Raw genomic sequence first — 14,432 nt, forward strand, 5'->3', positions numbered from 1 at the left:
CTTTTCAATGTGGCAATCAGTTAGTCGTGATGCCATACAGGCGCTGCATCCGCCGCTCAAGTGTCCGGGCCAGGGCGTTGAGGCCCCATCCCACCAGGCCGATAACCACCATTCCAAACAGCACCAGGTCCATCATGAAATGCTCGCTGCCATCGATCAGCGTGTTGCCGATCCCCTCCCCCGATACCAGCAGGTATTCGGCGCCGATGGTTGCCAGCCAGCTGTAGACCAGCGCCAGGTAGAGCCCGGTGAAAATCGACGGCAAGGCAGCAGGCAGCATCACCCCGATGATGGTTTGCCAACGGGTGAAGCCGTACACCCGCGCCACTTCCAACAAGTTGGGTGGGACGTTGCGCAGCCCATCGCAAGTGTTGACCACCACCGGCACCAGTGCGGCCAGTGACAGGAACACCACCTTGGCCACATCGCCCAGGCCGAACCACACCGAGATCAGCGGGATCCAGGCGAACAGGGAGATTTGCTTGAAGGTGTTGAAGCTTGGCCCCACCAAGCGCTCGAAATGCCGCGAAAGACCCAGCAGGCAACCCAGTACCAAGCCCAGCGCGGTGCCGATGAAAAAGCCACTGAGGTTGCGCGCAAGGCTCGCCGAAATCGCCCGCCAGAATTTGTCCGAGGTGATTTGATCCCAGGCTGTCGCCGCGACTTTTTCCGGCGAAACGAACAGCCCCGATTCACTCCAGCCCTGGTTCGAAGCCAACCACCACAGGGCAATCACCGAGATTGGCAAGACCCAACCGCGATACCGGTGGCTACTGCTACCTGATGACAAAGCCGCACTCATGACTGACGCCCTCCAACCGTTGGCCGTCCGCGATCTAGACGTTTCTGCGCGTAATCGAAACTGCGGTCGATCAGCAGGCCGAGCGCACCCACTATCACGACGGCCGCCATCACCAGGTCCAGTTGAAACAGCTGGCGTCCATAGACGATCAGGTAGCCCAGCCCTTCACTCGAGGCCACCAATTCGACCACCACCAGCGATAGCCAGGCCTTGGTGAAGCCCAGGCGGAACCCGGTAAACAGTGTCGGGATTGCCGCCGGCAGGACAATGGAGGTGACGCTTTGCCGACGGCTGAAGCCGTAGGTCCGGCCGACTTCCAACAAGCCCTTGGGCGCCTGGCGGAACGCCTGCAAGGTACACAGGGTGATTGGCACCAGGGCGGCCTTGGCAATCAGCACATACTTGAGCGTCTCGCCGATGCCGAACAGCAACAAGGCGAACGGCAGCCAGCCCAATACCGGAATTTGCACCAGTGCGTTGAAAGTCGGCAGCAGGTAATCCTCCAGCGTCCGGGACAGTCCCATGGCCAGGCCCAGCGCCACACCGAGCAAGGCGCCGAGACTGAACCCGGCGACAACCCGCTGCAGGCTGGCCAATGCGTTGAGCCACAGATCCCCGCTGACAACCAGGTCCGACAGCGCCTGGTAAACGTAGGCTGGCGGTGGCAGCACCTGCTCCGAAAGCCAGCCGCGTTCCACCCCCAGGTACCACAAACCCAGCAACAGCAACGGCAACAGCCAGGGCAAGGCCTTGTCACCCAGGTTCACGGACCAGGCTGAAGTGCGCGGTACCTCGACCTTGCGGACCGGGCGAGCGGGCGACGGTGGAAGACGTTTGACGTTGTCGCTCGGCAATGCCGGCGCCCCATACTTCTCGAGTCTTGCGGTCTGTGCCCTGGCCATTTTCCTAGCTCCCTTGCTTGCTGGTCGTCGTGGCCGCTACCGCGTTACCCGCCGGTTGCTTGCCATCCGGGCCGTAGGGCGTCCAGTAGTTTTCCAGTCCCTTGGCCTTGAGGGATTTCTGCAGATAACTGCTTTCGAACCAGCCATCGATACTGACCGGGCGACGGATGAGTTTTTCTTCCTTGGCCTGATCCGCCACGGCCTGATAGCGGCTGATCAGAAAGTTGTCGACCAGAGGCGAGGCCCGGTCCCTGAGAGGAACCCCGGTGAAGTCGGCACGCAGTGAATCGGCGGGGTCATTGCTCTTGGCCCATTCAGCGAAGACGTCATCGCGATGGCTCTCGTCCGATGTCCACTTCGCCGCGTCCACCAGCGTGTCGACGACCTTTTGCACCTTGTCCGGATGCTCTTTTTCATATTCACCGCGAACCACCAGCGCCGTCTGCCGGGTGTAGCGCACGTCCTGCTCGGGATTGTCGTAAACGATGTCGATCAGACCCTTGTCACGCAGCTTGAACAACTCACGCCCACCGAATGCGGCATCTACGCCATTGGAAATCAATGCGGCCTGAGAGCTGCCGGTATCGAGGTTGATGGCCTTGATATCGCGCTCGGTCAGCCCGTGCTCCGCCAGCAGATTGATCATCACCAGATGACCGTTGGTGCCACGGAAGATCGCGACCTTTTTGCCTTTGAGGTCCTCGATGGTTTTGAGGGGGGAGCCCTTGGGCACTGCCAGGTACAGGTTGGCGCGCACACCCAACGCCGCCAGCAACTTGGTGTCCAGTCCGTTGGAGCGCCCGACGACTGCAGGCAGATCGCCCTGGTAGGCGAAGTCCAGTTGCTGGTTGGAGAAGGCTTCGTTGACCGCAGGCCCTGCCCCCTTGAAGAAGAACCACTGCACTTCGGTCCCGGTTCCGGCGAAGGCTTTTTCCAGCAATTGTTGATTGCGCACGATGCCCAGAGGCGAGCCGCTGAAGGTCACCGGGTCACCGCCACCGGCCGTGGCGACACCGATGCGCAAGACATCGGCCTCGGCCCCGGATACCGCAAGAACCGCAGCCAGCGCTGCAGCGATGCTGCCTTTTTTAAACAGGCGAATGCCATTGAGCTTCATGTCAGCCTTCCTTGTACCAATGAGAGTCGCTCGTCAGGCGGCGAGGTGTTTTTTGTCGGCTTCGGTTTTCGGCGAACGCGCCTCGGGGCTCGGCTTGAGCGCCTGGCTCAAGCGACCATCCACCCCGACCGGCACATCACCGTCGATGGTGGTGCGGCGCACGATGCGCGGGGCGTCGCCGTAATCGTTGATCGCGATGTGCTGGGTGGCGCGGTTGTCCCAGATCACCACATCGCCCTCCTGCCAGCGCCAGCGAACGGTGTTGTCGACATGGGTGATACGGTCGTGAAACAGGCGAATCAGTTGTTTGGAATCGTTGCTACTGACACCTTGAATTTGTTTAACAAAGTGCCCCAACAACAAACTTCTTTCACCCGACTCCGGATGGACTCGCACTAATGGATGTTCGGTTTCGTAGACTTCAGCAGTGAACTGTTCACGATAACGCTTGAGTCCCGACTCGTCGGTATTACGCGGCGCCGCGTAGTCATATACGTTGGTGTGCAATGCGCGAAGATTATCGGCCAATTGTTTTAACGGGTCGGGTAAATCAGCATAGGCTGCTGCAGTATTGGCCCATACCGTATCACCGCCAAAGGGCGGAATTACAACACCACGCAAGATGGAAATCTTCGGGTAGTTGGCCACGAAGGTCACATCGGTGTGCCAGGAATTGGCGCGGGTTTCCTTGGCGTCCAAATGCAGGATCGCAGCGCCTTGTTCAGCGGAACGCACGGTCGGGTGCGGGACCTGATCGCCGAAGCGGCGGGAAAAAGCCTCGTGCTCGGCGTCATCCAGATGTTGGTCGCGAAAGAACAGCACTTTATATTTCAACAGTGCCTGATTAATGAAATCGAATGCCTCGGCGCTGATGCCGCCCCCCAACTTTACGCCTTCCAGTTGTGCCCCAATTCGACCGGCGACCGGTTTGATTTGAATAGTCATCGAGCTACCTCCTGTCTCACGAGTTGTTGTGAAACAGATCATAAAGTCATAAAAGCAGCGATGACTAATCACAAATTATTCTAAAGATAGATTAAGCCCGATATACCTTTCCCGTTATTAAATCCCGATAAAAGCTATAAGCCTCTTGTTATTAGCTAATAACTTTTTAGTCGCAACATAAAACATACGTGCCAAGTTGATGCTGTGTTTGGGGCTCACGTTGGTGGGGTTGCTGGGGACTGGTTCCAGCCCGTACGTCAACGCAAGTCCCAACGTCGGCTACAAGGGGTATAACTGTCAGGACAGCAGGCGGGTCACCCCAGGCCCTCCAAAGGCAACGTTCGGGTCAGGCGCCCCTGATCGGCGCCTGCGGCGCGGAGCGATGTGATGTATTCCAGGGCATGGCGATGGGCTCGCAAGAGCCTTATTGGCGGCATCGAGCTGGCCTTACTGGTCACGCCACTGTGCGCCAGCGCCATGTTCAAGTGCCAAGCCGGGGACGGAGCCATCAGCTACACCAGTCAAGCCATCGCCAGCGCCCGCTGCACTCGAGTGGATGGCATGGCTGGCGCCGGTGTCGGCGCCAAGCCCAAGGCCTTGCCACGGCTTGTGCAAGACGACGACTCCGGCGCGATGCGGATTCGGGTGTTCACTTTCATCCACAAGGGTGTTCGTCAATATGTGAGCCGGCGCCCGGTAGGCATTTCCGCGCGGGTCGATGTCCTTGAAGTCTATTACATCAAGGGTTGCTATCTGTGCAGGGCGCCGAAGGATTTCAAGGTCGCCTCACTGCGCCTGGACACCCGTTCCTATCGGCGGGAAATCGAAGCCGCTTCGGGTCAATATGGGGTCGACAGAGCGCTGGTCCGCGCGGTGATACATGCCGAATCGGCGTTTCGCCCCAACGCCATTTCCGAAGCGGGCGCCCAGGGGCTGATGCAATTGATGCCCGCCACCGCCGAGCGCTTCGCCGTGGACGATCCATTCGACGCCCGGCAGAACATTCGTGGCGGCGTGCGCTACCTGGCCTGGCTGCTCAAGCGTTTCAACGGCAACCAGATGCTGGCGTTGGCCGGTTACAACGCTGGCGAAGCGTCCGTGGTCGAGCACAACGGGGTGCCTCCCTACGCCGAGACGCAATCCTACGTCACCCTCGTGCAGTCCTTGACCGAACGCTATCGTAACAATCGCTAGCTATTCCCGGCCACCCGTTCGCTTATCCGTTAGTTTCCTTCTACATTAAAGAGGTGCACACGGAGCCAGCAGCGAATGAAGTCCTTGAAGTACTATGACAAAAATCGACACGCCACATGGTTAGAGTTGTTTTTTGACCTGATTTTTGTTGTGGCAATTGGCAAGGTTACGCACATTCTCGGTCATGTTCATCACGGGCACTTTGAGCCTGAGCAAGTATGGACGTTTTTACTGCTTTTTGTTCCATTTTGGTGGATCTGGTCTAGTCACACGATTTACGCCAACAGGTTTGATACAGACAGTAACCCTCACCGCCTGGCAACATTGTTTATGATGTTGCTGCTCATTGTGCTCTCTGCACTGATTGAGAAAATACCAGAAGTAAACTATCCGCTTGTTATGGCCTGTTATTTTGGTATACGTGTGATCATCAGCATTTTGTACATATCGTCCAGAAGAAAACACGATGACCGTGGCAAATTCTCCGCCAGGCTTGGCTTCGCCCTGTTAGTCAGCGCAGTTATTAGTCTTTCATCCATTCTTTTTGACCCACCCATGCGTTACCTTGTTGCTTACCTTGGAATTTTTCTTGACATTCTCTTGCCTGTAATTGTCGGGAGCAACCTAAAGCCATTGCCAGCACATACAGAACACTTGGTTGAACGACTGGGCTTGCTCACCCTCATCTTATTGGGCGAGTCAGTCATTAGCCTTTCTGCAGGGTTATCCAACATTGAATGGGATCGTTATACCGTAATGACGGCAATCACCGGATTTATCATGGTTTGCAGTATCTGGTGGATCTATTTTGAAAGATTTTACCTGCTGAGCAACAAAGAAAGCAGTATGAGTGGGCACTCCCTGATCTACTCGCACCTTTTTCTGTTTATGGGGCTCACTCCTCGCCAATTTGATCAGGCATGCGATCCTGAATGACATTGCGATACGCGATTTCCAGATTATGTCAATCATCGGCATGGCCTTGTTTTTCCTAGGCAAGCAATATGGCTATTTCGTAGCCGTGCCCAAAATAAGGAAATACATAATACAAAACACCTTGATCGTGTTGTCTTTGGGTGGGCTGGTTATATTCCTGCCCCGCGTCCAGTACATATTGGTCGGCCTGACAGCCACCATGATCTGTTATGTTTTCCTGAATTTCAGATATCGTGGAATGTTTATCAGGCCATAGGTAGGCCGGTACCTTCGGCAATCTGAGCGAACGACAGGTCTTTGGCTGGCTGGAGCTATCACGACAGGTGGTGGCAAACCCATAATGAGCATCGTGCCTTCATGGCCTGAGGAGTCTATGGCCAGGCACTGTATGTTGATCCGAAGGCCGAGGTCGTGATAGCGCGGTTCGCCAGCCATCCCGCCGCCGCCAACGTGGCTAACGATGCGACTTCCTTGCCGGCCCATGATGCTGTTGCCAAGTAGTTGATGAGCCAGTAACGCCAAGTTGATGGCTCTGATTTGATTCTGAACCCGGGCTGCCAGGCCGTCGCTATCGACTCGATTAGTACCTCCAAAAGACTGGTGTGAGCAGCACCAGCACCGTCAGAATCTCCAGCCTTCCCAAGAGCATGCCGACCGTCAGTAGCCATTTTGCCGCATCCGGCAAGGTCGAGAAGTTGCCTGCTGGACCAATGATCGTCCCCAGTCCAGGACCCACGTTGCACACTGCGGTGGCAGCACCGCTTAAGGCTGTCGTCCAATCAAGACCGATCAGCGCCAATCCCAGGGCAATGCCACCGATGGTGATGGTGAAAAAGAATGAAAAGGTCAACAGCGAACGTGCGATGTCTTCGTCAATGGGATGGCCGTTGTATTTTTTTCGAATCACCGCACGAGGATGAATCAGTTGTTTCAGGCTGCCCATCAGCAAGGAGGAGGCAACCTGAAAGCGGAATATTTTAAGCCCTCCCGCCGTAGACCCGGAGCAGCCGCCCACGAAGGTCAAATAGAAAAACAGCAAGACAGAAAAGCTGCCCCACAAGGTGTAATCCCCGAGGGCTAAACCCGTGGTCGTGACCACCGAGGTTACATTGACGGCCACGATACGAAACGCTTCCCACCAGCTGTAGTCGCTGTTAATGCACAACCACGTACCAAATAGCAGCCAGGTAATCACCAGAAATCCAATGAACCCTCGCACCTGATGGTCTTTTAATAATGCACTTTTGTTGCCCCGTAGCGTGGCGACATAAAAGGTAAAAGGCAGGCTGCCTACGATCATGACGACCACGGATACCCAATGAATAGCCGGTTGAGGCCAGTGCGCCAGGGAGGCATCCGAGGTTGAGAAGCCACCCGTTGAAATAAATGACATCGCATGATTGATCGCTTCGAAAGGTGTCATTCCCGCGACCCATAGCGCCAGTGCGGACACCCCGGTCAGCCCGAGGTAGAGCACCAGAATATATTTCGCCGCGACGGGTTAGCGGTTTTAAAAGTCATCGATACCGATGACAATCTCATCATCGATCAACGCATCACCAGTAGCGCATCTACTGAGCTCATGCTCATCGCTTCAGAATAAGAGCGTATATAGGTCAGTTGGCCTTTTTGCCGACGACGCTCATTTCGACTGGGGTCTGAATAAAAACACGGAAACTTCTTCGGCCTCCAATCGCTTGAATAATGGGTGCAATTTCGCATCGGCGGCATGCGTTTGTTCCAGACAGAATCTTCAGACTGGTCAGAGAAAGTCACACCACGCTCGTCTCAAGCACCAATTGTAAGAGGTTGTTTCGGAGGAGATTATTACATACAAGATTTCTTACTACATTCAGCCATCCCCCTCCAAATTCCAGTTTTCTGCCTAGACTTGCTCTTGTCCGCCGTGCACATGCTTTTCAAAGCATGGAACTGTACGAAAAAACGAAAACAAGAGGAATCCCCCCAATGTTCAAACCTATTTGGAAAGCAGTTGCCTGCGCCCTTGCCCTTGGCACCATGAGCATGGCCATGGCTGCAGATCCGGTAATTATAAAATTCTCCCACGTCGTTGCAGAGCAGACACCCAAGGGCCAAGGCGCCCTGTTATTCAAGAGGCTGGTGGAAGAACGCTTGCCCGGCAAGGTCAAGGTCGAGGTCTACCCGAACTCCTCGTTGTTTGGCGATGGCAAAGAGATGGAGGCCTTACTGCTCGGGGACGTACAGATGATTGCACCGTCGCTGGCCAAGTTCGAGCACTACACCAAGACCGTTCAACTGTTCGACCTGCCTTTCCTCTTTGATGACATCACGGCGGTTGACCGCTTCCAACTGAGCCCGCAGGGCCAGGGACTGCTCAAGTCCATGGAAGACAAAAACATCACTGGACTGGCCTATTGGCACAACGGGATGAAACAACTGTCCGCGAACAAAGCGCTACGAGTGCCGGGTGATGCCCGTGGCCTGAAGTTCCGGGTGCAGGCCTCCGCCGTGCTTGAAGAGCAGTTCAAAGTCATACGCGCCAATCCACGCAAGATGAGCTTCGCCGAGGTTTATCAGGGCTTGCAGACCGGTGTCGTCAATGGCGCGGAGAATCCTTACTCGAACATCTACAGCCAGAAAATGCATGAGGTACAGAAGTACATCACCGAATCCAACCACGGTGTCCTGGACTACATGCTGATCACCAACACCAAGTTCTGGAACGGTTTGTCGCCGGAGCTTCGCAGCGAGCTGGACAAGATACTCGTCGAAGTCACCGCTCATGTGAACAAAGAGGCTGAGAAACTGAACCAGGATGCCAAGCAGAACATCATCGCGGCCAAAACCACCGAAATCATCATCCTGACGCCTGAGCAACGCGAACAATGGCGTGTCGCGATGAAACCGGTGTGGAAAAAATTTGAAGGTGATATCGGCGCCGAGCTGATCACTGCCGCTGAAGCTGCCAACCAGGCCCAATGATCGGTCGTCGGCAGGTGTTGCCGCCCTGACAGCACCTGCCTGTCGTCTGCTACAGGAGATGCCATCCATGAATGCTCTTCGGCGCATCTGGGAACACTTCGAGGAAGGCTTCATCGTCTTCCTTCTGGCGGCCATGACGTTGGTAACATTCGTCTACGTTGTCCTCAACAACCTCTACACCCTGTTCTACCGCCTCGCCGAGAGCTGGGAAGGCGCCAGCGAATCGCTGTTTGCCATCGGCGACGGCGTCATGGGTATGGCACAGGCCATGACCTGGAGCACCTCACTGACCAAGGCCCTGTTTGGCTGGCTGATTTTTTTCGGGTTGTCGTACGGCGTCCGCACTGCAGGCCATATCGGCGTCGACGCCCTGGTCAAGCTGGCCAGCAAACCGGTGCAACGGTTCATTGGCATCATCGCCTGCCTTTTCTGCCTGTCTTATGCCGGGCTGCTCAGCATCGCCAGTTTTGGCTGGATCCAGACCCTGATGGTTGCCCAAATTGGCGCCGAAGATCTGGGCCAGTACGGGATCATGCAATGGCACATCGGGTTGATCGTCCCCGTAGGGTTCGCCCTGGTTTTCATCCGTTTCGCTGAAATTCTCGTGCGCATCCTGCAAAACAGGCAGACCGGCCTGGGCCTGGCTGATGAAGCCGCAGATGCGTTGAAGCTGACTGAACACGAGGATGACAAGTCATGACTATTGCCTTCCTGTTTGTATCACTGTTCGTGCTGATGTTTATCGGCGTTCCCATTGCCATCTCCCTGGGCTTGGCGGGCTCACTGACCATCGTTTTTTTCAGTCCTGACTCCGTGCGCTCACTGGCGATCAAACTGTTCGAGACGTCGGAGCACTACACGCTGCTGGCCATCCCGTTCTTTCTGCTCGCTGGGGCCTTCATGACCACCGGTGGCGTCGCTCGGAGGTTGATTGACTTTGCCAATGCCTGTGTCGGTCATATTCGTGGTGGTCTGGCTATCGCTGCCGTGTTGGCGTGCATGTTGTTCGCGGCCCTTTCAGGATCCAGCCCAGCCACTGTGGCGGCGGTGGGTTCAATTGCCATTGCCGGCATGGTCCGCTCCGGTTATCCGCAGGCCTTTGGCGCGGGGATCGTCTGTAACGCGGGAACCTTGGGCATCCTGATTCCACCCTCGATCGTCATGGTGGTCTACGCAGCCGCGACCGAAACGTCTGTCGGCAAACTGTTTATGGCCGGGGTGTTGCCAGGCCTGCTGCTGGGGCTGGTGTTGATGGTGGCGATCTACATCGTCGCCGTGAAGAAAAAGCTGCCCGCCATGCCGCGCGCGACGTTCCGTGAATGGCTTAGCACGGCACGCAAGGCGCTCTGGGGCCTATTGCTGATGCTAATCATCCTGGGAGGTATCTACTCCGGGATGTTTACCCCAACCGAAGCTGCGGCCGTGGCGGCCGTTTACTCGGCCTTCATCGCCTTGTTCGTCTACAAAGACTTAACGTTCCGCGAAACACCAAAAGTCCTGCTGGACTCGGCCAAGCTGAGCATCATGCTGATGTTCATTATTGCCAACGCCATGCTCTTCGCGCACGTTTTGACCACTGAGCAACTACCGCAACAGATTACCGCGTGGGTGATAGAGGCGGGTCTGACACCGGTGATGTTCCTGCTGGTGGTGAACATTGTGTTGTTGATTGCGGGGGCCTTTATGGAACCGTCGGCCATCATCCTGATCCTGGCACCGATCCTTTTCCCCATCGCCATGAAGCTGGGTATCGACCCCATTCACCTTGGGATTATTATGGTGGTGAACCTGGAAATCGGCTTGATCACGCCGCCCGTGGGTCTGAACCTGTTCGTGACCTCTGCTGTGACAGGCATGACACTGCCGGCAACGATCAGAGCCGCCATGCCGTGGCTGATGATTCTGCTCCTGTTCCTGATTCTGATTACCTACGTGCCTTGGATCTCCCTGGTTTTGCCAAACTGGCTGGGCATGAGTTGATGCCTGCCTGTCCGGGTACTGGACGTTCGTATCCGGACAGGGCTTTGAGGTTTGTGCTTCTGGTCACTTATTGTTGTCCTGAGTCCGTCCAGCAACTCCATAGCTCGACTGAGGACGGAGTGATGACGGGTAGCCCTAGCCACTCGCTCATCTCATGACATTGCTGTTGGAAGCATAACTGGTAGTCACCTGCTTGCGGGGTGCGTCCCAGACTCAGAGGCTGCAAGGGCGGCAGGTGACGTTGATAGTGCCAACTGCCTTTTTCCAACCTGGCCCCAGGGGGAATTTCCATGCCAGCGCCATTCCCTTTGACCCTGGCCTCGGTGAGCACAAGTCCCTGTTCCGAGACGCGGTAGTCTTCTTCCCAACGAATTTTTTCGATTGTGTGATTCCAAGCCAGTGTAAAGCTCGAGATTGGGAGTTGGGCCCAGGCGACTCCCGCCAGCCCCAGGCACAAGCCGATCATGCTCTGGCCAGTCCGCCACGGCGAGACCGCCAGACATGCTGAAGTATCAGCATCACACCCAGCACAAAACCGATTTCATCGGTCAACGGCAGCGCAACGACCAACAAAGCACCTGCCGCGAAACACAATAATCGCTCCCAAACCGGCATCTTCTGTTGCAGATAACCTGTGGACGCCATTCCCCAAAGACCAACGGCCAACATGGTCTTGACCAACATATAGGCAGTCATCCACAAATTGTCGCCTTGCATCATAAGCGCAGGGTTGTAGACCGCCATGAAAGGAATGACAAAGCCAGCCAGTGCAATACGAACCGCCCACAGACTGATCTTGAATCCTGTTTCCTTGGCGATGGGCGCTGCGGCAAAGCATGCCAAGGCAACCGGTGGGGTAAGGTCTGCAAGAATTCCGAAATAGAAAACGAACATGTGCGACACGATCAGCGGTACACCCAACTCCAACAGTGCGGGTGCTGCAATCGAACTGGTGATGATGTAGTTGGGAATCGTCGGGATACCCATACCCAACACCAGGCAGGTAACCATCGTCAGTATCAGTGACAACAACAAGTTATCCCTGCCTATGGCCAGTATGTAACCAGCGAAGGTCGAGGCTATGCCCGTCAATGACACTACGCCGATGATGATTCCCACCAGCGCGCAAGCAATCCCGACCGGCACAGCATGACGAGCACCTTCGACCAAGGCATGCAGGCAAATACTCAGGGTTTCCCGGCCTCCCTGAATGAACCAGCAGATGACCACCAACGTGGCGATCACCGCGAAAATCACGCCTATACCCAACTGGAAAAAGCCGACACAGAGGACACCCAGCGCGATCCAGAACGCGCACCGCAACGCGAAACTGGACACCCGAAGAATGATTGCCGAACCGAGAATAACGATGGCTGTTAGCGCCAGACCCACCATTCCGGAGAATAGCGGGGTACGTCCGGAAAACAGCAGGTAGACCAGGACAAAAAGCGGAATCAGCAAATACCAGCTTTCCTTTACCGCACCCCATGCGCTGGGACATTGGTCTTTGGGTAGCCCTTTAAGGTCGGAGCGTTTTGCCTCAAGGTGAACCATCCAGAACACCGAACCGAAATACAGGATGGCTGGAATCAACGCAGCTTTGGCAATCTCTACAAACGGGACATTAATTGTTTCCGCCATAATGAAGGCGACAGCACCCATCACAGGCGGCATCAGCTGGCTGCCCATGCTCGAAGTCGCCTCTACGCCGCCAGCAAATGCTGCCTTGTAGCCGAAGCGCTTCATCAATGGAATCGTGAACTGTCCTGTCGTGACAACGTTTGCAATGCCTGAGCCTGTGATCGTCCCCATCAAAGCCGATGACGCGACTGATACTTTTGCCGGCCCCCCGAGTTTGTGGCCAAACAAGCCCATCGCGAAGTCAGTGAACAATTTGATCATGCCGGCCTGTTCGAGAAAGGAACCGAACAAAATGAACAGGAAAATATAGGTAGCGGAAACGTAAGTGGGTGTGCCGTAGAGCCCCTCGGTGCCGAATGACAACTGGTTGACGATTTGATCGAAACCGTAGCCTCGATGTGCCAAGTCGCCTGGCAGGTATTCACCCAATAGACCGTATGCCAAAAACAGTCCACAGATGACAGGCAACGCGATACCCATCACCCGACGAGCCGCCTCAAACACCAATGCGATCAATACCAGCCCAACCACCATGTCCGCAGATGTCAGGTCACCTGAACGCTGGATCAAATCCGCTTCGAAGATCCATTGATACAGGGCAGTGGTAATCCCCGCGAGGCTCAATATCCAGGCCAACGGCTGCCAAGGGCGTGCTCTGCCATACGCCGGGTAACTCAGAAACACCACCCACAGCAGGAAACCAACGTGCACCGCGCGCAGCACCTGGCTGGAAACCGGTGCAAACGCAGCGGTGACAATCTGGAAAACTGAAAACAACAACGCCACGTAGAACAGCGTCTTAGGCCAGTCGCGTGGGTTGGCGGCGATGCCATGATGATCTTCGCTCATTGGGTACCTGCCTCAAAACTACATTGAAGGGGTACGAACCGCTCTATCGCTCTAGCGACCATCCCCGTGGCGCATTTTAGGATTACAGCGCTCCAGCTTCCTTGTAGTAGCGTTCGGCACCGGGGTGAAGTGGAATGGGCAGATTCTTGGCAGCATTTTGCAACTTGATATCCTTGGCAGCTGAGTGAGAATTACCTAAACGAGTGAGGTTTTCGAACATCAGCTTGGTCATCTGGTAGGCAACGTCATCCGAAATATCCTCGCGTGTCACCAAGATATTGGTGATCGCCACCGTAGGCACTGATTCGGGCTGTCCGTCATAGGTATTGGCTGGAATTTGAGCAGGCTGATACGCGGCATTGCCGATTTTCGAAACTACATCAGGAGGGATGGAGACGTAGTTCAATGCCATGGTTGAGGAAAGGTCGCGGATGGCCGCCATTCCTAACCCCGAGGACTGAAGCGTGGCATCTAACTGACGGTTTTTGATCAGCTCGACCGACTCCGCAAAGGGTAGGTATTGGACTTTGCTCATATCTTCGTACGTCAATCCCGCAGCTTTGAAGATCGCACGCGCGTTCAGCTCGGTACCGGATTTCGGGGCGCCGACGGAGATGGTTTTCCCTTTCAGATCCGCCAAGGTTTTGATGCCGGACTCTTTGCTCGCAACAATTTGAATGTAGTTCGGATAGGCGCCTGCAATTGCTCGCAACTTTGTCAGCGGGGCCTTGAACCCGGCATCTTCCACGCCGTTTTTTGCATCAGCTACAGAGTCCCCGAGTGCCAGAGCGAGCTCCCCACGACCAGCTTGTAAAAGGTTGAGATTTTCCACCGAGGCTTTTGTCGCCTGGACAGAAGTCTTCGCCCCCGGAATCCCATCGCTGTAGATCTGTGACAGCCCAACCCCAATGGGGTAGTAGACCCCGCTAGTGCCACCTGTAAGGATGTTTATGAACACAGGTGCAGCGTTAGCTGCGCACGAGACTGTCAACGCAGCGGTGGCCGCAAGGAGGCTAAAGCGTTTGTTTACTCGCATGGAAAACTCTCCGTCTTGTTATGGCTTTATGCAGAGTCTTTCTACTGTAGTCGAAACCAAGGCCTT

The 14,432-nt window shown here is 55.5% G+C and carries 12 protein-coding genes and 2 pseudogenes; 6 read left to right on the forward strand and 8 right to left on the reverse strand.

Going from position 1 to position 14,432, the window contains the following annotated elements; translation table 11 throughout:
* Positions 1–16 precede the first annotated feature (16 nt).
* Genes PSUM_RS28880 through PSUM_RS28895 form a run of 4 tightly spaced genes read right to left on the reverse strand, consistent with a single transcriptional unit; the run spans position 17 to position 3,766 of the window.
* Positions 17–802 (reverse strand): ABC transporter permease, encoded by a 786-nt coding sequence (locus PSUM_RS28880; protein WP_020799240.1) that lies wholly within the window; start codon positions 800–802, stop codon positions 17–19.
* Positions 799–1,704 carry an ABC transporter permease gene (locus PSUM_RS28885; protein WP_033044874.1) on the reverse strand — a complete coding sequence of 302 codons (906 nt, stop codon included), beginning with the start codon at positions 1,702–1,704 and terminating at the stop codon, positions 799–801. Before PSUM_RS28885 ends, PSUM_RS28880 begins: the two co-directional genes overlap by 4 nt.
* A 4-nt stretch (positions 1,705–1,708) precedes the next feature.
* Positions 1,709–2,821: an ABC transporter substrate-binding protein gene (locus PSUM_RS28890; protein WP_083348661.1), complete on the reverse strand. Its 1,113-nt coding sequence runs from the start codon at positions 2,819–2,821 to the stop codon at positions 1,709–1,711.
* A 33-nt stretch (positions 2,822–2,854) separates the two neighbouring features.
* On the reverse strand, positions 2,855–3,766 hold the full coding sequence (locus PSUM_RS28895) for a TauD/TfdA dioxygenase family protein (protein WP_083348660.1): 912 nt from the start codon (positions 3,764–3,766) through the stop codon (positions 2,855–2,857).
* A gap of 387 nt (positions 3,767–4,153) precedes the next feature.
* On the opposite strand from PSUM_RS28895, the gene PSUM_RS28900 reads away from it, so the two are divergent.
* Together PSUM_RS28900 and PSUM_RS28905 are read left to right on the forward strand one after the other, a co-directional pair.
* Positions 4,154–4,960 (forward strand): lytic transglycosylase domain-containing protein, encoded by an 807-nt coding sequence (locus PSUM_RS28900; protein ID WP_083348659.1) that lies wholly within the window; start codon positions 4,154–4,156, stop codon positions 4,958–4,960.
* Positions 4,961–5,035: 75 nt separating this feature from the next.
* Complete coding sequence (locus PSUM_RS28905) at positions 5,036–5,896, forward strand: low temperature requirement protein A (RefSeq protein ID WP_231989906.1); 861 nt, start codon at positions 5,036–5,038, stop codon at positions 5,894–5,896.
* A gap of 580 nt (positions 5,897–6,476) precedes the next feature.
* On the opposite strand, the pseudogene PSUM_RS28915 reads toward PSUM_RS28905, so the two are convergent.
* A pseudogene (locus PSUM_RS28915) lies at positions 6,477–7,394 on the reverse strand (TrkH family potassium uptake protein); the annotation flags it as partial.
* A gap of 219 nt (positions 7,395–7,613) precedes the next feature.
* Here PSUM_RS28915 and PSUM_RS32750 point away from each other — a divergent pair.
* From PSUM_RS32750 to dctM, 4 genes and pseudogenes are all read left to right on the forward strand, one after another.
* Positions 7,614–7,682: pseudogene (locus PSUM_RS32750) on the forward strand (hypothetical protein); the annotation flags it as partial.
* A 182-nt stretch (positions 7,683–7,864) separates the two neighbouring features.
* Positions 7,865–8,860: a TRAP transporter substrate-binding protein gene (locus PSUM_RS28920; protein ID WP_020799249.1), complete on the forward strand. Its 996-nt coding sequence runs from the start codon at positions 7,865–7,867 to the stop codon at positions 8,858–8,860.
* A gap of 67 nt (positions 8,861–8,927) precedes the next feature.
* Positions 8,928–9,560, forward strand: a complete 633-nt coding sequence (locus PSUM_RS28925) for a TRAP transporter small permease (protein ID WP_020799250.1) — start codon at positions 8,928–8,930, stop codon at positions 9,558–9,560.
* Positions 9,557–10,840 (forward strand): C4-dicarboxylate TRAP transporter large permease protein DctM, encoded by a 1,284-nt coding sequence (gene dctM / locus PSUM_RS28930; protein ID WP_083348657.1) that lies wholly within the window; start codon positions 9,557–9,559, stop codon positions 10,838–10,840. The genes PSUM_RS28925 and dctM overlap by 4 nt, the downstream gene beginning before the upstream one ends.
* A 67-nt stretch (positions 10,841–10,907) precedes the next feature.
* On the opposite strand, the gene PSUM_RS28935 is transcribed toward dctM, so the two are convergent.
* The 3 genes from PSUM_RS28935 to PSUM_RS28945 all read right to left on the reverse strand — a co-directional run bounded on the left by PSUM_RS28935 (position 10,908) and on the right by PSUM_RS28945 (position 14,366).
* Positions 10,908–11,306, reverse strand: a complete 399-nt coding sequence (locus tag PSUM_RS28935; RefSeq protein ID WP_083348656.1) for a DUF1850 domain-containing protein — start codon at positions 11,304–11,306, stop codon at positions 10,908–10,910.
* A complete protein-coding gene (locus tag PSUM_RS28940) occupies positions 11,303–13,330 on the reverse strand; it encodes a TRAP transporter permease (protein ID WP_020799253.1) in 2,028 nt (675 codons plus the stop codon). Before PSUM_RS28940 ends, PSUM_RS28935 begins: the two co-directional genes overlap by 4 nt.
* Positions 13,331–13,412: 82 nt before the next feature.
* Positions 13,413–14,366, reverse strand: a complete 954-nt coding sequence (locus tag PSUM_RS28945; RefSeq protein WP_083348655.1) for a TAXI family TRAP transporter solute-binding subunit — start codon at positions 14,364–14,366, stop codon at positions 13,413–13,415.
* Positions 14,367–14,432: the final 66 nt, after the last annotated feature.

The organism is Pseudomonas umsongensis (genome assembly GCF_002236105.1).
Taxonomy (GTDB): Bacteria; Pseudomonadota; Gammaproteobacteria; order Pseudomonadales; family Pseudomonadaceae; genus Aquipseudomonas; species Aquipseudomonas umsongensis.